17 protein-coding genes are annotated in these 21067 nt (G+C 71.9%); 12 read left to right on the plus strand and 5 right to left on the minus strand.

Annotated elements, in window-relative coordinates; all coding sequences use genetic code 11:
* Nucleotides 1-11: 11 nt before the first annotated feature.
* Nucleotides 12-512 carry a cysteine dioxygenase gene (locus ACK8N7_RS22680; RefSeq protein WP_176143785.1) on the minus strand — a complete coding sequence of 167 codons (501 nt, stop codon included), beginning with the start codon at nt 510-512 and terminating at the stop codon, nt 12-14.
* A gap of 693 nt (nt 513-1205) precedes the next feature.
* On the opposite strand from ACK8N7_RS22680, the gene ACK8N7_RS22685 reads away from it, so the two are divergent.
* The gene (locus ACK8N7_RS22685; protein WP_014046372.1) at nt 1206-1469 is read left to right on the plus strand and encodes a WhiB family transcriptional regulator; all 264 of its coding nucleotides are present in this window, start codon (nt 1206-1208) and stop codon (nt 1467-1469) included.
* A gap of 60 nt (nt 1470-1529) precedes the next feature.
* Here the strand turns inward: ACK8N7_RS22685 and ACK8N7_RS22690 are convergent, their stop codons facing one another.
* Nucleotides 1530-2468: a transposase gene (locus ACK8N7_RS22690; protein ID WP_500443935.1), complete on the minus strand. Its 939-nt coding sequence runs from the start codon at nt 2466-2468 to the stop codon at nt 1530-1532.
* Between the two features lie 75 nt (nt 2469-2543).
* Nucleotides 2544-3083 carry an MOSC domain-containing protein gene (locus ACK8N7_RS22695; RefSeq protein ID WP_403212300.1) on the minus strand — a complete coding sequence of 180 codons (540 nt, stop codon included), beginning with the start codon at nt 3081-3083 and terminating at the stop codon, nt 2544-2546.
* 497 nt (nt 3084-3580) lie between these two features.
* Here ACK8N7_RS22695 and ACK8N7_RS22700 point away from each other — a divergent pair, with 497 nt between their 5' ends.
* Together ACK8N7_RS22700 and ACK8N7_RS22705 are read left to right on the plus strand one after the other, a co-directional pair.
* Complete coding sequence (locus ACK8N7_RS22700) at nt 3581-7609, plus strand: glycosyltransferase (protein ID WP_403212298.1); 4029 nt, start codon at nt 3581-3583, stop codon at nt 7607-7609.
* Nucleotides 7606-9174 carry a DUF5719 family protein gene (locus ACK8N7_RS22705; RefSeq protein ID WP_403212296.1) on the plus strand — a complete coding sequence of 523 codons (1569 nt, stop codon included), beginning with the start codon at nt 7606-7608 and terminating at the stop codon, nt 9172-9174. Before ACK8N7_RS22700 ends, ACK8N7_RS22705 begins: the two co-directional genes overlap by 4 nt.
* Before the next feature lie 64 nt (nt 9175-9238).
* Here ACK8N7_RS22705 and ACK8N7_RS22710 read toward each other — a convergent pair whose 3' ends face one another.
* Entirely contained in the window at nt 9239-9598 is a 360-nt protein-coding gene (locus ACK8N7_RS22710) for a metallopeptidase family protein (protein WP_355080633.1), read from the minus strand.
* Between the two features lie 441 nt (nt 9599-10039).
* On the opposite strand from ACK8N7_RS22710, the gene ACK8N7_RS22715 reads away from it, so the two are divergent.
* The 8 genes from ACK8N7_RS22715 (at nt 10040) to ACK8N7_RS22750 (ending at nt 18893) form a co-directional block, all read left to right on the plus strand.
* Nucleotides 10040-10417: a DUF3499 domain-containing protein gene (locus tag ACK8N7_RS22715; protein WP_403212294.1), complete on the plus strand. Its 378-nt coding sequence runs from the start codon at nt 10040-10042 to the stop codon at nt 10415-10417.
* 55 nt (nt 10418-10472) lie between these two features.
* Entirely contained in the window at nt 10473-11840 is a 1368-nt protein-coding gene (locus ACK8N7_RS22720) for a phosphomannomutase/phosphoglucomutase (RefSeq protein ID WP_403212292.1), read from the plus strand.
* Nucleotides 11841-12391: 551 nt separating this feature from the next.
* Entirely contained in the window at nt 12392-12574 is a 183-nt protein-coding gene (locus ACK8N7_RS22725) for a Trm112 family protein (RefSeq protein WP_015608932.1), read from the plus strand.
* A 171-nt stretch (nt 12575-12745) separates the two neighbouring features.
* Complete coding sequence (locus ACK8N7_RS22730; RefSeq protein ID WP_403212290.1) at nt 12746-13882, plus strand: SIS domain-containing protein; 1137 nt, start codon at nt 12746-12748, stop codon at nt 13880-13882.
* Between the two features lie 227 nt (nt 13883-14109).
* Nucleotides 14110-15285 (plus strand): mannose-6-phosphate isomerase, class I, encoded by a 1176-nt coding sequence (manA, locus tag ACK8N7_RS22735; RefSeq protein ID WP_500443939.1) that lies wholly within the window; start codon nt 14110-14112, stop codon nt 15283-15285.
* A gap of 87 nt (nt 15286-15372) precedes the next feature.
* Nucleotides 15373-16377 carry a cation diffusion facilitator family transporter gene (locus ACK8N7_RS22740; protein ID WP_403212286.1) on the plus strand — a complete coding sequence of 335 codons (1005 nt, stop codon included), beginning with the start codon at nt 15373-15375 and terminating at the stop codon, nt 16375-16377.
* Between the two features lie 271 nt (nt 16378-16648).
* Nucleotides 16649-18106: an adenosylhomocysteinase gene (gene ahcY, locus ACK8N7_RS22745; protein ID WP_403212284.1), complete on the plus strand. Its 1458-nt coding sequence runs from the start codon at nt 16649-16651 to the stop codon at nt 18104-18106.
* Nucleotides 18107-18263: 157 nt separating this feature from the next.
* The gene (locus ACK8N7_RS22750; protein WP_403212282.1) at nt 18264-18893 is read left to right on the plus strand and encodes a hypothetical protein; all 630 of its coding nucleotides are present in this window, start codon (nt 18264-18266) and stop codon (nt 18891-18893) included.
* Here ACK8N7_RS22750 and ACK8N7_RS22755 read toward each other — a convergent pair.
* The gene (locus ACK8N7_RS22755) at nt 18890-19885 is read right to left on the minus strand and encodes an RDD family protein (RefSeq protein ID WP_403212280.1); all 996 of its coding nucleotides are present in this window, start codon (nt 19883-19885) and stop codon (nt 18890-18892) included. The two genes, ACK8N7_RS22750 and ACK8N7_RS22755, sit on opposite strands and share 4 nt — an antisense overlap.
* 119 nt (nt 19886-20004) lie before the next feature.
* Between ACK8N7_RS22755 and ACK8N7_RS22760 the strand changes: the two genes are divergently transcribed.
* A complete protein-coding gene (locus tag ACK8N7_RS22760; RefSeq protein WP_403212278.1) occupies nt 20005-21012 on the plus strand; it encodes a stage II sporulation protein M in 1008 nt (335 codons plus the stop codon).
* The last annotated feature ends 55 nt before the right edge of the window (nt 21013-21067 follow it).

Genomic DNA, 21067 nt, shown 5'->3' on the forward strand with positions numbered 1-21067 from the left:
ACAGCAGTTTGTCAGGCGGGTACGACATCCACGGCCGTCGGGGCGCATTGCGCGGCGTGCATCGGCATCTCGGTCAGACCCGGGTAGTAGATGTGCAGACTGACGGCCGGTTCGAGCGAGTCGTTGACCACTTCGTGGACATATCCGGGGGCGAAGGCGCGCTGCGTCCCGGCACCGAGCGACTGGCTCCCGCGCTCGGTGTGCTCGGTCAACTCGCCTTCCAGGACGGTCAGTACACCGGCGGAGCGGCCGTGGTCGTGGCGCCCGCTGCCCTGTCCGGGCACCCAGCTGAGCAGCCACACCTCGTAGCCGGGCCCCGTCCGGAGCCGGTGGTACCAGCGGGTGGTGGTGTCGTACCGGACGAGTCCGGCCCAGCGCGCACGGTCGGCCGCGATGGAGCGGGCGAGGCCGACGAACTCGGAGACGGTGGAGGGATGCTCGCGGGCGGGCTGCAGGAGGTGCTGGACCTCAAGGATGTCGCCGGCGATCTGAAGGTCGCTGTCGCTGTTCATGGGGTGCGGTGGTTCCTCGGCATGGGGGGTGCACGTGCGGGGGAGTCGCGTGAAGCGTCGGCAGCCGCGGCAGAGCTACGGGGAAGCCGGAAAAGCAGGAGGAAAGGGCAAGAAGCTGGATTCAGAGCTGGAGCACTACGGCATCAACAGCTGTGACAGCTGGAACAGCAACAGCGGGCCTGGACAGCGCTGAGGAACCCACGGACGTGGGTGACGTGCATCGCTACGATCGCTGACATGAGATCAAGGAGACCGGCTGAATCGCTCCCTGTCAACCCGATGGCCGATATGGGGGCAATGTTTCACCCCTTCCGGTTGTCGCGCGAGGAGAAAGGTTTGTCCACCCGCAAGCGCGGAGACATGGCGCATCATCCGCCCCCCTAAACGCGGCCGAGGGTCCGTGACCTGACTGTGATCTTGATCGCTGCAGTGATCGAATCGCAACGTAAGGGTGTGCCTGATCGTCTTGATCAGGAGAAGGCGCATCGAGGGCGGCGCCGGTGGCATATGTCAGGTTTTTGGTGATTTGAACACTTTCCGGATACGCTTGGTTCCGCAGAGTGAATCCCTGGGCCAATAGCAGATCCTCGCTTGACTGGCTTGGAGATACACACTTGTAATTTCACTCGTGTCGTTCCGCCGCAATCAGTAGCGGCCGCATCACGGGACGCAAGAGACAGACGAGGGGCGCACATGACCGAGCTGTTCCAGCAACTGCTGGTCGAGGACGCGGACGAGGAACTCGGCTGGCAGGAGCGCGCACTGTGCGCCCAGACCGATCCCGAGTCCTTCTTTCCTGAGAAGGGCGGATCCACCCGCGAGGCCAAGAAGGTCTGTCTCGCTTGCGAGGTGCGTTCGGAATGCCTTGAGTACGCCCTGGCCAACGACGAACGCTTCGGCATCTGGGGCGGGCTTTCCGAGAGAGAACGACGGCGCCTCAAGAAGGCAGCGATCTAACGGGCTGCCCCGCGATTGATCGTGGGACGTGTTGGCCTGGCGGTTCGACTGGTGGGTGATTCAGCAGGCCATGGTGCGGACGAGGACGAGCTCGGTGCTCGGCTTGCGGCGGGTGGGCCTGCGGGCGGCGCGGTCGGAGACCAGGCCGGCGATGGCGCGGTGGGTTTCGCCGTAGGTCTCGCGGCGCCCGGTGTACCGCTGGAGCGGGCGCCACTGGATGTGTTCGGCGTTGGCGTGCTCGACGCAGATCCGGCGTGAGGACCGGCGGCTCTTGGCCTCGCGCCAGCCGTAGTACTCGGTCAGCGGCCCGCCGTCGAGGCCGTTGGCCAGGCCCCGGTAGCCGTCGTCGACCTCGGCCTTCATGCCTGGACGCTGCCGGAACTGCTCGGCGATGCCCTCGGTGCGCAGGGCGGTCTGGTCGTGCATCCGGCCGGGCCGTTCGGCTCCGGAGAAGAGGGTGCGGCCCTGGCTGTCGCTGATCGCGGTGGTCTTGATGGTGTTCTGCTTGCGTTTGCCCGACACGAACGCGCGGCGGCCGGGTTTGCCCGCCTGCGGGCGGCGGACCTGTGTCTCCATGGCGTCGATCCTGAGCGTGATCTGCTCGGCTTCGGCATAGGCGAACACGTCCTCCAGCAGTCGCAGTCGCAGTCGCAGTCGCAGTCGCAGGCCGGGCCGGTCGGGCACGGCGAACCCGCGCCCGGCCAGCAGCGGACGGATCTCCGCGATCGCCCGGCCGACGGTGGAGGAACCGACCTCATAGATGACGGCCAGGGCCTGGTGGGTCAGCCCGGTGCGTAGGTGGACGAGGGTCACCAAGACCCGGTCGATGAAGACGAGTTCGTACTTCGGTCCAGCCCCGGCCTGCCGTCGGCGCTTGCCGTGGCGCCGGTCATGGCGTCCGGACTCGCAGCGCGCGTCCCAGCGTGGCGCGAGTTTTCCGATCAACTCGCCGAGATGCTGGCGCGATAGGCCGCAGAAGGCAGGATGTGAGATGGCCACGCGGGCCTGCTCGATGTTCACACCACAAGAACCCGCGCGGCCGATGCCATGTCACGGCCTGCCCCGGTGGAGACGTCAGACTCGTTCCAGAGGCCGGTGTGGCCCGCTGGGAAGCTCCGCTTTGATCGTGTCGCCCGGGCGCACCGCGCCGCCCTCCTTCACGATGCTCATGATTCCTGCCTTGCGCACGATGTTCCCGGCTTCATCACGGCCGACAACCTGCTTCAGCAGCCCGTCCTGGAAGCTGTCGATCTGCAGGCAGGGATTGCGCAGGCCGGTCACCTCCAGCACTGCGTCGCCGATGCGCAGCAGCGTGCCGACCGGCAGGCCGAGCAGATCAATACCGCTGGTGGTGATGTTCTCGCCCAGGTCACCGGGCACCACCTTGAATCCCTCCGCACGGACCTCGGCGAAGAGCTCTTCATGGATGAGGTGGACCTGGCGCAGGTTGGGCTGGGTGGGGTCCTGCGCGACCCGAGAGCGGTGCTTGACCGTCACGCCGGCATGTACGTCACCCTCCACACCAAGCCCGGCGAGCAGCGTGATGCTGTCCCGGTTCGGCTTTGTGAATGTGTACTCGCCGTTGCTGCTGACGGCCGTCACTATCCCGCTCATCCTCGGAGCCCCTCCTCAATGACAATGATCACCACGACCCTAACCCTCGGGCCTCAAGGCGCAGCAGCCACGGTCAATCGCGGGTGAGGCCGTAAGCGATCCACAGGTGCCCTGCCGACCGCCGGGACACCGCCAGCACTTCCCCCCACCCAGTACTTCCCCCACCCAGGTACCTCCCGGCCCGGCCCCGGCAGCCCTTTCCCGAGCAGGGCTCCCCAGGACCACGCACGCACCGACGGCCCGTCGTCCATCGCCCCCCTTCCCGGGGGAGCGGACGCCGGGCCGTCGGCATGTCCACGACCGTCGGGCGCCGGGCCCCGCACCCTCCCACCCCGGCCTTCCCCGCCCCTTCACCCGCTCGGGGCCACCGCCAGGTATCCGTACCGTTAGTGTGGGGCCCCGTCCGAGATGCGCCAACGCCCCGCCGGGGCGCGCGTGTACACCGATGCAGCCCCCGGGGATACGCCCCCGGACCCGGCCGGAGGGCCCGTACCTCGATGTCCGTGCACAGCCACTCGGCGGCGCCGAACGCGGCCGCCGCCGCCCCAGAGTTCCCCCGGCACGTCGTCACCGCCGTGCTCGTCTCCCACGACGGAGCGCGCTGGCTGCCCGACGTGCTGGCCGGGCTGCTCGGGCAGGAACGCCCCGTACAGAACGTCGTCGCCGCCGACACCGGCAGCGCCGACGACTCCGCCCGGCTGGTCACCGAGGCCCTCGGCGGCGACCGCGTCCTGCACCTCGCCCGCCGTACGAGCTTCGGCACCGCCGTCGACGAAGCGGTCCGCACCGCCGGTGCGCTCACCCCCGACGACCTGCCCTACCTCAAGCGCCCCGGCGGCTGGGACCCGGTCACCCGGGCCTGGGTCGACGAGAACTACGACCTGCCGGAGCTGCCGCACGGCGAACCGGTCCAGTGGCTCTGGCTGCTCCACGACGACTGCGCGCCCGAACCGGACGCGCTCGCCGAGATGCTGCGCGTCGTGGACACCGACAAGCACGCCACGATCGTCGGGCCCAAGCTGCGCGGCTGGTACGACCGCAAGCAGCTCCTGGAAGTCGGCGTCTCCATCGCCAACAGCGGCCGCCGCTGGACCGGCCTGGACCGCCGCGAGCAGGACCAGGGCCAGCACGACCAGGTCCGCACCGTCCTCTCCGTCTCCTCCGCCGGCATGCTCATCCGCCGCGACGTCTACGAGGAGCTCGGCGGCTTCGACCGCAGCCTCCCCCTGATGCGCGACGACGTCGACCTGTGCTGGCGCGCCCACCTCGCCGGGCACCGGGTCCTCGTCGCCCCGGACGCCGTCCTGCGCCACGCCGAGGCATCCGCCCGCGAGCGCCGCCCCATCGACTGCGCCGGCCGCTCGGTCGTCGGCCCGCACCGCGTCGACAAGGCGGGCGCGGTCTACACGATGCTCGTCAACGCACGCGCCAAGGCCCTGCCCTGGGTCCTGCTCCGGCTCGTCGTCGGCACCCTGCTCCGTACGCTCGCCTACCTCGTCGGCAAGGTCCCGGGCCAGGCACTCGACGAGGTCACCGGCCTCCTGGGCACCCTGCTGCGGCCCGGCCGCATCCTCGCCGCCCGCCGCGCCCGCGGAAAGTCAGTGGTCGACGCGGCCGAACTGCGCGCGCTCTTCCCGCCGCCGGGCGCCACCGTCCGGGCCACCGTCGACCAGGTCGCGGGCAACTTCGGCGGCCGGGGCGAGGCCGAATCGGGCGGTTCACGGCACGGCGCCGTCGAGTCCGGCCCCGGCGGCGACGACGCGGACTTCCTCGAGGTCGACCAGTTCGCGCGGCTCAAGCGGATCGGCCGCAAGCCCGGCCCCGTCCTCTTCGTACTGCTGCTCGTGGTCTCCCTCATCGCCTGCCGCAACCTGCTCACCGGCGGCTCCCTGGCGGGCGGCGCCCTGCTGCCCGCCCCCGCGGAGGCCGGCGAGCTCTGGGGCCGGTACGCGGACGCCTGGCACACCATCTCCACCGGCTCCACCGAGACCGCCCCGCCCTACCTCGCGCTGCTCGCCGCCCTGGCGGCCCTCTTCCTGGGCTCCACCGGCTTGGCCGTCGCCGCGATCCTGGTCTGCTCGGTCCCGCTGGCCGGACTCACCGCGTACTTCGCCTCCCGGCCGCTGCTCCCGTCGCGGCTGCTGCGGGCCTGGGCGAGCATCGCGTACGCCTTCCTGCCCGCCGCGACCGGCGCCCTGGCCACCGGCCGCCTCGGCACCGCCGTCCTGCTCGTCCTGCTCCCGCTGATCGCCCGCGCCGCCGTCGCCGCCCACGGGCTCCGCAACGGCCCCGGCGCGGACGCGGCACGCGGCAGCTGGCGCGCGACCTGGGCGTACGCCCTGCTCCTCACCGTCACCACCGCGTTCACCCCCATCGTCTGGCCGCTCGCCGTGGTGCTCGGCCTCGGCGTGCTGGCGCTGCGCCGCCACGACATCGCGGCGTACGGACTCCGCTTCCTCGCCGCCGTCGGCACCCCGATGCTGGCCCTGGCCCCCTGGTCGCTCACGCTCCTCACCGACCCGTCGGCGTTCCTGCGGGAAGCGGGCCTGGACATCGGTACGGGGACGGCTTCGGCGCTCGACCTGCTCGGGATCAGCCCCGGCGGCCCCAACGCGGCGGGCGGCCTCCTGCTGCTCGGCATCGTGCTGGCGGCCCTCGCGGCCCTGCTGCGCGGCGAGCGTCGGTTCGCCGTCCGCGCCGCCTGGGCCGTAGCGCTCACCGGCCTGCTCTTCGCGGCGCTCGCCAACGGCTCGACCTGGGCCGGACCCGCCACCCTCGTCTACGGCAGCGCCCTGATCGCCGCCGCACTCGTCGGCGCGGACGGCGCCCGGGTCCGGGTCGCCGAGCAGAGCTTCGGCTGGCGCCAGCCCGTCGCGGCCCTGATCGCCCTGGCCGCCGGCCTCGCCCCGGTCCTCGCCGCCTTCGGCTGGATGGTCGGCGGCGCGGACGGCCCCCTGGAGCGCCGCGACCCCGTACAGGTGCCCGCGTTCGTGGCCGAGGAGAGCTCGACCCGCGACCAGGCACGCACCCTGGTCCTCGGCGGCACCTCGCCGGAGTCCGTCTCGTACAGCCTGGTCCGCGGCTCCGGCGTGCGCCTCGGCGACGGCGAACTGACCGAGGCGGCGGGCAGCAACAGCCAGCTCGACAAGGTCGTCGCCAACCTGGTCGCGGGCTCCGGCGCCGACCAGGGCGGCCAGCTCGGTAACTTCGCCATCCGTTACGTCCTCGTACGCGACGGGGCACCACGCCAGATGAGCCGGGTCCTCGACACGACCCCCGGCATCAGCCGCCTCAGCCAGCTGGACGGCAGCGCCCTGTGGCGGGTGGACCGGCAGGTGGCCCGCGTGATGGTGGTCCCGGCCGGCGGTGAGGGCGAGCGCGTTCCGGTCGGCTCCGGGCCCGTCGAGGCCCACTCCAAGATCCCGGCGGGCGACGAGGGCCGCATCCTGCGGATCGCCGACGAGGCCGCACCGGGCTGGCAGGCCACGATCGACGGCAAGCCGCTGACCCGCGTGACCGTCGACGGCTGGGCCCAGGGCTTCGAACTGCCCGCGGGCGGCGGCCGCCTGGACCTCACCTACGACGCCCCGTTCACCCACACCGTCTGGCTCTGGGCGCAGGGCGCGCTCGCCCTGGTCCTGGTGGTCATGGCCCTGCCCGGCCGCCGCCGGGAGATCGACGACGACCTGCCCGAGGAGGCGCTCGCCGTCGCGGCGGACGCGGCCGACGGCGACGGCCGCCGCGCCCGCAGGCTCCGCGCCGCGGCCGAGGCGGAGGCGATGGCCGCCGAGGCGGCCGGGGCGACCGATGACGGCTACCCGGCCGACGGCCCCGGCGACTTCCCGCCACCGCCGCCCGCCGCACCTCCGGCGGCACCTCCGTCCGCCCCGGCCACGGCCCCGGCTGAAGAGGCCGGTCCGGGTCCGGGGGAGTACATCCCGGACCAGCAGAGCGCCGACCCGTACGCCGAGAGCGGCGGCTACGCCCCGCAGCCCGGCTACGACCCGCAGGACACCACGGGCGGCTACGCGGCTCTCCCGCAGCAGCAGGGTTACGGGGAGTGGGACGGCCGGCAGTACCAGGCAGCCGACCAGCAGGCCGCAGCCCCGTACCAGCAGGGCGACTACGCCGCGTACCAGCAGGACCCGTACACCCAGCAGAACACCGGCTACTCCTCCGCTTACCCGGACCAGGGCGGCTACGGCCCCCAGGACCCGTACGGACAACAGCCACAACAGCAGCAGCAGTACGGCGGCGAGGGCGACGGCCAGTACAGCCCCGGCCAGTACGACCAGCAGAGCCAGTACGAGCAGCAGGGCCGGCAGAGCCAGTACGACCAGTACGACGAGTACGGCCGGTACACCGGGGAGCAGCCCCCGTACGCCGCCCCCGACCGGCACCCCGCCGAGAACGCCGAGAACGCCGAGAACGCCGGGAACGCCGAGAACGGCGAGCAGCCCGACATCCCCGCCCCGGGCGAGACCCCGTGGCAGACCCGTAACGCATCGCGAGGCGAGTCCGAGTGAAGTCCACCCACCTGTCCCTCATCGCGGGCACCGTCGCCCTGGCCGCCATCACCGGCTTCGCCACGCTGAACGCACCCGGAGGACCGGCCGCCGCGGAGGCCGGATCCGCCTCCTCGCTGCCTGTCGAACGCTCCAGCCTGGTCTGCCCGGCGCCCAGCACCTCCGACCTCGCGGAGACCCAGTACACCTCGTTCACCCCGCCCGGAAGCGAGACCGCGAAGCGCGGGGGCGCGAAGGGCGAGGGCGCGGAAGGCACCGCCGAGCTGAAGCCGGCCCTGCCGGTCCTCGACGACGACGAGGTCGAGACCGACCCGAAGAAGATCAAGAAGGCCGAGGAGGCCGCGAGGAAGGCAACGGCACAGGCGGACAAGCCGGTCCTCGCCGTGAAGGAGCCCGGAACGCCGGTCCTCGCCGAGGCGGACGGCTCCGCCGCTCCGGCGCTCGTCGGCACGGCCACCGGCAGTCTCGCCCCCGGCTGGGCCGCCCAGCAGACCACCACGGTCACCGCGGGCGGCGCCCGGGGCCTCCTCGGGGTCAGCTGCACCGCCCCCGACACGGACTTCTGGTTCCCGGGCGTCAGCACCGCGCGCTCGCGCCAGGACTACGTCCACCTCACCAACCCCGACGACAGCGCGGCCGTGGCCGACATCGAGCTGTTCGGCGCCAAGGGCGCGGTCACGTCCGAGGTCGGCGACGGCGTCACCGTGCCCGCCCGCTCCAGCGTCGCGCTCCTGCTCTCCACCCTCACCGACGAGGCCGTCAACGACCTGACGGCCCACGTCACCACCCGCTCCGGCCGGGTCGGCGCGGTCGTCCTGACCGCCGACGACGGCTCGGGCGCCGACTGGCTCACGGCCGCGGCGGACCCCTCCGGCACCCTGGTGATGCCCGGCATCCCGGCCGACGCCACCTCCGTACAGCTGGTGGCGTTCGCGCCCGGCGAGAACGACGCGGACGTGAAGGTCCAGCTGATGGGGAAGAACACGACGTTCGCCCCGGCGGGGAACGACACCCTCCACATCAAGTCCGGGATGACCGCGACGATCGACCTGAAGGACATCACCCGGGGCGAACCGGGCTCGCTGCGCCTGACCCCCGTGGAGAAGAACCGGGCGACCCCGATCGTGGCCGCCCTGCGCGTGGTCCGGGGCACCGGCGCCAAGCAGGAGATCGCCTACATCCCGGCCACCGGACCGGTGGGCGCCCGGGCGAGCGTCACCGACAACCGGGCCAAGGGCTCCACGCTCTCCCTGGCAGCCCCGGCCGCCACGGCGAAGGTGAAGGTCACGACGTCGGCGGGGAGCGGCGGCGGCGAACCGGCCGTGGAGACGTACACCGTCAAGGCCGGTACGACGACGGCGATCACCCCGAAGCCCCCGGCCGGCCTCAAGGGTGCGTACGCGCTGACGGTCGAGACGGTCTCGGGCGGCCCGGTGCACGCGTCACGGGCGCTGGTCCTGCCGGAGGGCGGCGTCCAGATGTTCACGATCCAGACGCTGCCGGACGACGGGGGCACGGTCGTGGTGCCGTCGGCGCAGCAGGACCTGTCGGTACTGGACGACTGAACGGGTCCCGTCGAGCCACGGCCGGCAGACCGCTACGGGCGGCATCCCGGCAAGGGCTGGCGGCCTAGTCCTGCCCGTACCGCGGATCGACCGACTCCGGGGCCAGCCCCAGCAGCTCGGCGACCTGCTCGACGACGACCTCGTGGACCAGGAGGGCGCGTTCGTCGCGGTTCTTGGTGCGGATCTCGACGGGCCGCCGGTAGACGACGATCTGCGCGGGCCGCCCCTTGGCCGCCGGTACGGCGGTGCCGAGCGGGACGCTCTCCTCCAGGTCGCCGGGCACGTCCAGGACGACGAAGTCGACCTCGGCCAGCTGGGGCCAGCGCCGCTCCAGCCGCTCCACCGAGTCCTGGACCAGATCACGGAAGACCTCGCCCCGGCTGGCCGACAGCGGTACCTGAGGTGGCGCGACGGGCCCCCGCATACCGCGGCCATGACGGTCGCGGCGCCGGGGCCGCGGCTCGAACGGGTGGGGGGGAGGTACGGAGCTGTCCATCACCGACGCAGCGTAACGCTCCCCGGGACGGCCCGATCGTGCCGAGGACACGGCCCGCGAGGGGTTCCCCCGCCCGGAACACAACGGCTGTCCGCCAGGCCCTCCGCTTCCCTGTCCATAGCTGAACATTCAGGCCAAGGTTGAGCCCGTTTCAGGCCGCTGATCCGATCATCGACGGTGCGCGGGACGCGGGTATCCGCCCCGGCGCACAACCGCCGGAGCCCCCCGGCGCACACAGCCCTCCTGCCCAGACGCAGGTCAGGACGGTTGCCGGGGGCGGGGTGTGTCCAGGAGCACAGGGCGACACGGTGGGGTGAGCCGGGGGAGAGTCGTCGCAGCCCGCTCAAGAGTGCGGTACCGTCCAACATCGTGAGCCCTGTACGTCGCTGTTCGCGCACCGCGTGCGGCCGCCCTGCCGTCGCGACACTGACGTACGTCTATGCCGACTCGACTGCGGTCCTCGGCCCGCTCGCCACCTACGCCGAGCCCCACTGCTACGACCTCTGTGCCGAGCACAGTGAGCGGATGACCGCGCCACGCGGCTGGGAGGTCGTGCGCCTCTCCGACGGCTCCGCGCCTGCGCACCCGAGCGGTGACGATCTCGAAGCGCTGGCCAACGCGGTACGGGAAGCGGCCCGCCCGCACGACCGCGGCCCGGACGGCGGGGGCAGGGGCCCACGCTCCGCGGACCCGGTGGAAGTCGCCCGCCGGGGCCACCTGAGGGTGCTGCGCTCCCCCGACTCCTGAGACCGACTCTCAAGGCACTAACTTGGGCCCTCCGTAAACACCAGGAGGACCGGCCGTGGTTGCTGATCTGTCGCAGCTCGTGAAGGCGTACGACGTGCGTGGCGTGGTGCCCGACCAGTGGGACGAGACGCTGGCCGAGCTTTTCGGAGCCGCGTTCGTCCAGGTCACGGCAGCCGACGCGATCGTGATCGGCCACGACATGCGCCCCACGTCGCCGGGCCTGTCCGGCGCTTTCGCCCGGGGCGCGGCGGCCAGGGGCGCGGACGTGACGCTCATCGGCCTCTGCTCGACGGACCAGCTGTACTACGCGTCCGGGGCGCTGGACCTGCCGGGCGCGATGTTCACGGCCTCGCACAACCCCGCGCAGTACAACGGCATCAAGATGTGCCGGGCGGGGGCGGCACCGGTGGGCCAGGACACGGGCCTGAAGGAGATCCGCACGCTGGTGGAACAGTGGTCGGAAGGTGCCCCGAAGCCCCCCGCGGCCGCCACCCCCGGCACGATCACGGAACGGGACACCCTCACGGATTACGCGGCCCACCTCCTGGCCCTGGTGGACCTCACATCCATCCGCCCCCTGAAGGTCGTTGTCGACGCGGGCAACGGCATGGGCGGCCACACGGTCCCCACGGTCTTCGAGGGCCTCCCGCTCGATGTGGTCCCCCTCTACTTCGACCTGGACGGCACGTTCCCCAACCACGAGGCCAACCCCCTCGACCCGAAGAACATCGTCGACCTCCAGGCCCGCGTCCTCGCCGAGGGCGCCGACCTCGGCCTCGCCTTCGACGGCGACGCGGACCGCTGCTTCGTCGTCGACGAACGGGGCGCGGGAGTCTCCCCCTCCGCGATCACCGCCCTGGTCGCCGCCCGCGAACTGGCCCGCAACGGCGGCAAGGGCATCGTCATCCACAACCTGATCACCTCCTGGTCGGTCCCCGAGGTGGTCCGCGAGAACGGCGGCACGCCGGTCCGCACCCGGGTCGGCCACTCCTTCATCAAGACGGAGATGGCGGAGCACGGCGCGATCTTCGGCGGCGAGCACTCGGCGCACTACTACTTCCGCGACTTCTGGAACGCCGACACGGGCATGCTCGCCGCCCTCCACGTCCTGGCCGCACTAGGCGGCCAGACCGGCCCCCTCTCGGAACTCGTCGCCGCCTACGACCGCTACGCCGGCTCCGGCGAGATCAACTCCACGGTCGCCGACCAGACCGCCAGCCTGGCCAGGATCAGGGCCGCCTACGGCAACCGCGACGACATCACCTTCGACGACCTGGACGGCCTGACGGTCACGTCCACGGACTGGTGGTTCAACCTCCGGGCCTCGAACACGGAACCGCTGCTGCGCCTGAACGTGGAGGCGAGGGACGAGGGGACGATGGAGGCTGTACGGGACGAGGTGCTGGGCCTGATCAGGAGCTGAGGCGGGGCGGCTCCGCGATTCCAGGTCCGGGGGCCGGGCCGCCCGGCCCGCCGGCCTTGCCCGCCCCCGCCCTGGTCCCCCGCCATTTCTGCCACTGGGGGCAGCCACGCCACTCCGTCCCCACCTTCGGGGGCCCGCCCTTTCAGCCGCTGGGGGCTCAGCTACCCAGGCCCATCCCGCCCTGCCCCCACCTCTGGACCCCGCAATTCCAGCCCCTTCGGGTTGCCCCACCCCGCCCCCGCCCCCGGGCCCCGCAATTCCAGCCCCTCCGGCGTTTGAGGAGCGGGGTCCGGGGCGGAGCCCCGGTTTCGGGAAGGGGCGGGCAGGGGAGAGGCCCGCCGCAGGCGCCCACCCCCTGCCGCCACCGCAGCCACCTAGCCCCGGCCGCGACCCCCCGGCCCCCGCCACCCAACAACGGCCACCCCCACCCCCACCGCCCCATCCCCCGGTCCCCACCCCCGGCCGGGCCGCGCCTCCGTCCCCCCAGCGGTAGGCTGACGACGCCTGATCCACGTGAATCAGAAATCGCACCGCTCGAAGGGACCCACCCCATGCCGCTCGAAGCCGGCCTCCTGGAGATCCTGGCCTGCCCGGCCTGTCACTCCCCGCTCGACGACCGCACCGCGGCCGACAGCCCGGAGCTGGTCTGCACCGGCGCCGACTGCGGCTTGGCCTACCCGGTCCGCGACGGCATCCCGGTCCTGCTCGTCGACGAGGCCCGCCGCCCCGCCTGACCCCGAGCGAAGCGCGTACGGGCACGTCCCCGCGCGGCACGCCGGACCGGACCGGACAGGGCGCACCCCGGCACAGGGCCCCCGCACCCCACCCCCGTACCCCCGGCACCCCCGCCGCCGACCCCCGCACCCGCATCCCGCACCCCGCCCGGTGATCGGAGGCCCACCGCCATGCTCGACGAGTCCTTGCTCGACGCCCCGGAAGCCCTGGCCAGGGCCGACCGCCGTGACCTGCTCCGCGGCGCCGCCGAGGCAGGTGCCCGGGTCCGTACCGCCGCCCGGCACGCCGCCGAAGCCGGCATCGGCGGCCTGAACCCGGAGGGCCGCCCCCGCGCCGTCCTCGTCGCGGGCCCCGGCACCGCCGCATCCGGCGTCGCCGACCTGATCGGCGCGCTGGCGGGCGCGGCCGCCCCCGTGACCCGGATCCACCCCACGGGCGTCGCCCCCGCCCCCGGCGCCCTGCGCTGGACGCTGCCCGGCTGGGCCGGCTCCGTGGACCTCCTCCTCATCGCGACCGCCGACGGCTCGGAGCCCGGCCTCGCCCTCCTCGCCGAGCAGGCGTACCGCCGCGGCTGCACCGTGGTCGCCGTCGCCCCCACCCGCTCCCCGCTGCGCGAGGCGGTCGACGGGGTGCACGGCCTGGTCGTCCCGATGGCGGCCGCCCCGCACGGCGAGTACGACGCGGAGACCTCGGCCGCCGGCCCCGGCACCCTGTGGGCGCTGCTCACCCCACTGCTGGCGCTGCTCGACCGGGTGGGCCTGGTGACGGCTCCCGCCGAGGAGCTGCAGAAGGTGGCCGACCGCCTGGACCGCACCGCAGAACGCTGCGGCCCGGCCATCGCCACGTACAGCAACCCGGCCAAGACGCTCGCCGCCGAGCTCGCGGACAGTCTGCCGCTGCTGTGGACGGAGGGCGACGCCGCAGGCCCGGTGGGGCGCCGCTTCGCCGCCGTACTGTCCGAGCTGGCCGGCCGCCCCGCCCTGGCCGCGGAACTGCCCGAGGCGCTGCCCTCGCACGGCACGCTCCTCGCCGGGGACTTCGCGGCCGGAGCCGACCCCGACGACTTCTTCCGCGACCGGGTCGACGAAGGAGAAACGCTGAGGGCCCGGGTCGTCCTGCTCCGGGACCGCCCGACGGGAGGCCTCAGCGCCTATCCGGCGGCCCGCGAACTGGCGCTCGGCCACGACACACCGGTCAGTGAACTGGAACCGGACGAGGGCAGCGCACTGGAGGCCGTGGCCGAACTGCTCGCGATCACCGACTTCGCGGCGGTCTACCTGGCCCTGGCCTCGGCCCCCCAGCCCTGACACAAACGCACGACGCCCCGACACATGCGCACAACACACATGCGCACGGCTCCCGGCACAACGACACACAAGCCCACGACGCATCCCCCGGGGGGCGAGGCCACCCGTCCCTCACCCTCCGGCCACCCCACCGACGCCAGGACCTCACGAGGACCTCATGCATCACTGATACCCCTGGTGGCACACGCACCCATCCCGCCCCACCAGCCCCACCCGAGGACGACTCCATGGACCGCCTGTCCAACACCGTGCGCCCCTACGCCTGGGGGTCCACCACGGCCATTCCCGCCCTGCTCGGCATCGCGCCCACCGGCGAACCGCAGGCCGAGATGTGGATGGGCGCCCACCCCGGAGCGCCATCGCGCATCAGCCGCACCACCCCGGCGGGCGAGACGGAGCTCGCGCTCACCGAGGCCATCGACGCAGACCCGGAAGGCGAGCTCGGCGCCGCCACCGTCGCCCGATTCGGCCCCCGCCTCCCCTTCCTCCTCAAGCTGCTCGCCGCCGGAGCCCCCCTCTCCCTCCAGGTCCACCCCGACCTGGACCAGGCGCGCAAGGGGTACGAGGACGAGGAGGCCCGCGGTGTCCCGATCGACGCCCCCCACCGCACGTACAAGGACGCGAACCACAAGCCCGAGCTGATCTGCGCCCTCACCCCCTTCGACGGCCTCTGCGGTTTCCGCAGGCCCACCGAGGCGGCGGACGCGATGGAGGCCCTCGGCGTCGACTCCCTGAAGCCGTACGTGGACCTGCTGCGCGCCCACCCCGAGGAGGCCGCCCTCCGCGAGGTGCTCACGGCGATCCTCAGCGCCGACCCGGCGGAGATGGCCGACACCGTTGCCGAGGCGGCGGTCGCCGCGCAACGCCTCGGCGGCGCCCACACCCCGTACGCCCGCATCGCCCACAACTACCCCGGCGACCCCGGCGTCCTCGCGGCGATGCTGCTGAACTACGTACAACTCCAGCCCGGAGAGGCCCTGTTCCTCGGGGCCGGCGTTCCGCACGCCTACCTCGACGGCCTCGGCGTCGAGATCATGGCCAACTCGGACAACGTGCTGCGCTGCGGTCTCACCCCCAAGCACATCGACGTCCCCGAACTCCTGCGCATCGTCCGCTTCGAAGCCACCGACCCCGGCGTGCTGCGCCCCGAGGCGTCACCCTCCGGCGAAGAGCGTTACGAGACGCCCGTCGACGAATTCGCCCTGTCCCGCTACACCCTCGCGTCCGGCGCCGCGCCCACCGAACTGACCGCCCCCACCCCCCAGATCCTGCTCTGCACCGCAGGAGCCGTCCGGGTCGGCGAAGTCGGCCTGACCCCGGGGCAGTCCGTCTACGTACCGGCCGGGGAAGCGGTGGAAGCCGCCGGATCGGGCACACTCTTCCGTGCCACTGTGGCGGCCTGACACACCGTCCCTCTCCGTGGCTGCAACAATGTGCCGCCGTACCGCGGCGGCACACGCCGCACACCGAGGAAGGGACACCACGCACACATGAGCGCGTCAGGCGGAACCAAGGCGATCGTGGCGGCACTCGTCGCCAACCTCTCGATCGCCGTGGCCAAATTCGTAGCGTTCCTCTTCAGTGGTTCCTCGTCGATGCTCGCGGAGAGCGTCCACTCGCTCGCCGACTCGGGCAACCAGGGCCTTCTCCTGCTCGGCGGCAAGAAGGCCAAACGAGAAGCCACCCCGGAGCACCCGTTCGGCTACGGGCGCGAGCGCTACATCTACGCGTTCCTCGTCTCCATCGTCCTCTTCTCGGTCGGTGGCATGTTCGCGGTCTACGAGGGCTACGAGAAGATCAAGCACCCGCACGAGATCACGGCCTGGTACTGGCCGGTCGGGGTCCTGGTCTTCGCGATCATCGCCGAGATCTTCTCTTTCCGTACGGCGATCCGTGAGTCCAACCAGACGCGGGGAAACCGCTCCTGGACCGAGTTCGTCCGCCGCTCCAAGGCCCCCGAACTCCCGGTCGTCCTCCTGGAGGACCTCGGCGCCCTCGTCGGCCTTGTTCTCGCCCTCGGAGGCGTCGGCCTCGCCCTGGCCACGGGCAACGGCGTCTGGGACGGTATCGGGACCCTCTGCATCGGCATCCTGCTGATCGTCATCGCGATCATCCTCGCCGTCGAGACCAAGTCCCTCCTGCTCGGGGAGTCGGCCGGCCTCGAAGAGGTCGAGAAGATCAAGGCGGCCGTGGTCGACGGTGACACCGTCACCGGCATCATCCACATGCGCACCCTCCACCTCGGCCCCGAGGAACTGCTGGTCGCCGCCAAGATCGCGGTCCGGCACGACGAGACCGCGGTCGAGATCGCCAACGCGATCAACGCCGCCGAGAACCGGATCCGCGATGCCGTCCCGATCGCCCGGGTCATCTACCTGGAGCCGGATATCTTCAACGCGGAAGCCGCCGCGGCCGGCACCGCCCCGGGCGACCCGTCCGACGCCCCGGACCCGGACCCGACTCCAGCCCCTGCCCCGAAGGATCTCGGCCACTGACCCATCGCACACCGGCCCTGATCGGCCCGGTGACCCCTCACACACGCCCGGCTCAACGAACGGGCTGGGGCTCACTGGGCCGTTCGGTGTAGATTCGGATACGGAACAGACGTCGCTGCTGATGGCGGTCGACCGGCCCGCAGACGCGAGCCGGGCGAGGGACAGAGGGCCTCCGACGGACTGCACTGCGAACGCTCGGGCATTCGTGTGCCCGTCGCCGCAGAGTCAGCCCAGACAGCCCACCTCGACCCATCACGAGGAGCAGCCCGTTATGACGACGGTCGCCAATCGCCAGGACTTCAAGGTCGCCGACCTCTCCCTCGCCGCCTTCGGCCGCAAGGAGATCACCCTCGCCGAGCATGAGATGCCCGGCCTGATGTCCATCCGCAAGGAGTTCGCCGCCGCCCAGCCGCTGGCCGGTGCGCGGGTCACCGGCTCGCTGCACATGACCGTGCAGACGGCCGTGCTCATCGAGACCCTCGTGGCCCTCGGTGCCGAGGTCCGCTGGGCCTCCTGCAACATCTTCTCCACCCAGGACCACGCCGCCGCGGCCATCGCCGTCGGCCCGAACGGCACCCCGGAGGCCCCCGCGGGCGTCCCGGTCTTCGCCTGGAAGGGCGAGACGCTGGAGGAGTACTGGTGGTGCACGGAGCAGGCGCTGACCTGGCCGAACACCCCCACCGGTGGTCCGAACATGATCCTGGACGACGGTGGCGACGCCACCCTCCTCGTCCACAAGGGCGTCGAGTTCGAGAAGGCCGGCGCGGCCCCGGACCCGTCGACGGCGGACAGCGAGGAGTACGCCTACATCCTCACCCTGCTGAACCGCACCCTCGGCGAGTCCCCGCAGAAGTGGACCCAGCTGGCGTCCGAGATCCGCGGCGTGACGGAGGAGACCACCACCGGCGTCCACCGTCTCTACGAGATGCACCGCGACGGCACCCTCCTGTTCCCCGCGATCAACGTGAACGACGCGGTCACCAAGTCGAAGTTCGACAACAAGTACGGCTGCCGCCACTCCCTGATCGACGGCATCAACCGCGCCACCGACGTCCTGATCGGCGGCAAGACCGCCGTCGTCTGCGGCTACGGCGACGTGGGCAAGGGCTGCGCGGAGTCCCTCCGTGGCCAGGGCGCCCGAGTGATCATCACGGAGATCGACCCGATCTGCGCCCTCCAGGCGGCGATGGACGGCTACCAGGTCGCCACCCTCGACGACGTGGTGGAGAAGGCCGACATCTTCATCACCACGACGGGCAACAAGGACATCATCATGGCCTCGGACATGGCCAAGATGAAGCACCAGGCGATCGTCGGGAACATCGGCCACTTCGACAACGAGATCGACATGGCCGGCCTGGCCGCCATCGACGGGATCGTCAAGGACGAGGTCAAGCCCCAGGTCCACACCTGGAAGTTCCCCGACGGCAAGGTCCTCATCGTGCTCTCCGAGGGCCGCCTGCTGAACCTGGGCAACGCCACCGGCCACCCCTCGTTCGTGATGTCCAACAGCTTCGCCGACCAGACCCTCGCGCAGATCGAGCTGTTCACGAAGCCCGAGGAGTACCCGACCGACGTCTACGTGCTGCCCAAGCACCTGGACGAGAAGGTCGCCCGTCTCCACCTCGACGCCCTCGGCGTCAGGCTCACGACACTCCGCCCCGAGCAGGCGTCGTACATCGGTGTCGAGGTAGAGGGCCCGTACAAGCCCGACCACTACCGCTACTGATCCCGCCACTGACGCCGCCACCTCTCCAGCTCCAGCACCGGTAGCGCACGTCAGCAGCGGGTAGCGAGCAGCAGCTACGAGACAGGCCCCCGCACCCCCGTGTCGGGGGCCTGTCCCGTTACCGCCCCCGCACAGCCAGAGGAACCCGAAGGACCCCATGCCCCGCGGCAGGTATTCGCTCCACGATCTCCACGACCACACACCCCTCGGCGAAGAACACTTCCACTGCGCCCCCGGCCCCTCGGGCTGGCGCTACGTCTCCCAGACCACGTCCCCCACGGGCGACCACCTGGGCTCCGTCGACCTGGCCCTGGACGAACTGGGCCGGCCGATCCGTCTCGAACTCCACTCCGCGAGCTGGCAGGTACGGGGAGCCGCCCTGGAAGGCGTCACCTGGGTCCGCACCGACCCGACCGGCACTCACGCCACCGAAGGCAACGTCCGCGCCCACGCCTTCTCCGGAACATCCCCCGCGTTCCTCGTCGCCCTGACCCGACTTCTGCGCCTCACCCCCGATTCCCCCGAGACCCGCGTCCGCGTGGTCACCTTCACGGACCCGGTCCTCGCGCCCCGTACCAACGACCAGTCCTGGGCTCTGGTGAACAGTGAAGCGCACGCCACTGACAACGGCCCCCTGATCGTGGACGCATACCAGGTCAGCGCCCTGGACACGGGGGATCAGCACGCCGTTCACATCGCCGGGGACGTCGTCCTCGCGGCACCGGGCATCGAGCTGGAACACCTGGAGACGCCGCCGTCCCCCCGCACCTCCGAGCACTCCGGCTAACCGGGCGGAGCGAACCCGGCAGAGGACGCTCCCGCCCCCTCCTGCCCCGGCCCGTGACCAGGACGCGACCCGCCGACAGCACCGCTTCCACCCGCGACAGCACCGGCAGGACCGACAGGACCGGCAGGCGCGACACCACCGGCAGGCGCGGCGAACCCGGTGGCCCCGGGCCCACCAAGTACGGGAAACCCCGCGGACACGGCAGGCACGGGTGAAGCGGGCGGAGCGGAGGACGCGGTCCGCGCCCCGGCGAACACCCGCCGGGCATCGCGTGACTGCCGCTCATGAACCACCGCGGCCAGGAACGCCGCCGCCGGGACCCCCTGCGGCGGGGCGATCCCCGTCCGCGTCACCAGCTCGTCGGCCAGCCGCCCGGCGATCGAACCGCCGACACCGGGATCCAGCTGGTGCATCCGCGTCAGGTACTGCCGTATCGAGAGCCAGAGTTCGTCCGGCACGGCGGACAGATCCAGTTGCGAGAACCGGCCGACCAGCCACGGCGGGGGAGGCGGCACGGCAACCGACCGCTTGGCCGCCACCCGCTCCCGGATGACCAGCGTCCCCGCGAAGACATCACCGAGCCGGCGCCCGCGTGCCGACACCAGCGACGCGATGGAGGCCACGGCCCCGAACGTCATCAGGATCTCCACGGCACCCATCGCCCCCCGCACGAGCGCGTGCCGGAACCGGATCGGCCCGCCGTCGTCCCGCACCACGCGTAGCCCGCAGGCCAGCTTCCCGAGGGAACGGCCATGGCTCAGCGTCTCCACCGCGATCGGCCCGCCGATCAGCACGAGCAGGAACAAGGCGACCGTGATGGCCGCGACGGCGGCTTCGTCCAACGTGACGGAGGCGATCGCCACCACGACCGAGACCAGCATGAAGACGCAGAAGACCACCGTCAGATCGATCGCCGCCGCCAGAGCCCGGCTCGGCAGCCTCGCCGGCCTCAGCCCCAGGACAACCGCGTCCCCGGTCACCAACTCGCTCATCGCGCCCCCACTCTTCCCCGACCTTCTCTGCCCCGGCCGGACCCAGTCTGCCAAGCTGACCCGCAGCGCGCCGCAGTAGTACGGCCCGTACGCACCCATGCCTGGAGCAACAGCCGCCCATGGACCTCGACGTCTTCGTCACCGCCCACCGCACGGAGTGGGACCGCCTCGACCACCTCCTGCGCCGAGGGCGCAGCCTGACGGGCGCGGAGGCTGACGAACTCGTCGTCCTCTACCAGCGGACGGCCACCCACCTCTCGCTGATCCAGTCGACCACCCCCGACCCGCTGCTCACCGCTCGCCTCACCCAGCTCGTGGCACGCGCCCGGGCAACGGTCACGGGCACCCGCAAGGCCTCCTGGCGGGACGCCGCCCGCTTTTTCACGGCGGGATTCCCCGCGGCGGTCTACCGCTCGCGTCACTGGTGGGTCCCGACGGCAGTGCTGTCCACGGTGGTGGCCGTACTCCTGGGCTGGTGGATCGGCACCCACCCCGAGGTCCAGGCGGCGATAGCCGCCCCGGAAGACCTCCGGGCCATGACCCGGCCCGGCGGGGAGTACGAGACCTACTACTCCAGCCACCCGGCCGCATCGTTCGCCGCGCAGGTATGGACGAACAACGCGCAGGCGGCCGCGATGTGCCTGGTCCTGGGCGCGTTCCTCTGCCTGCCGGTGATCTGGATCCTCTTCCTCAACATGCTCAACCTCGGTGTCGGCATAGGCCTGATGTCCTCCGCGGGCCGCCTGGACGTCTTCCTCGGCCTGGTCCTTCCGCACGGCCTGCTCGAACTGACTGCGGTGTTCGTGGCCGCCGGTACGGGGCTCCGCCTCGGCTGGACGGTGATCGACCCCGGCCCCCTCTCCCGCCGGACCGCCCTCGCCCAGCAGGGCCGCGCCGCATTGGGCATGGCCATCGGCCTGGCCCTGGTGCTGTTCGTCTCCGGCGTCATCGAAGGCTTCGTGACCCCTTCGGGTCTTCCGACCTGGGCCCGGATCACCATCGGCATCGTCGCTGAGCTGGCCTTCCTCGCGTACGTCTACATCCTGGGCCGCCGCGCGGTGCGAGCCGGCGACACCGGCGACCTCACAGCGGTCGAACGCAGCGCCGAGCTTCCCTCCGCCGCCTGACCACCGGTGTGCGTCGGCCCCCGCTGAGCTGCTAGTCTCCTCTTCGCCCACAAAA

The organism is Streptomyces griseobrunneus (assembly GCF_046713465.1).
GTDB lineage: Bacteria > Actinomycetota > Actinomycetes > Streptomycetales > Streptomycetaceae > Streptomyces > Streptomyces microflavus.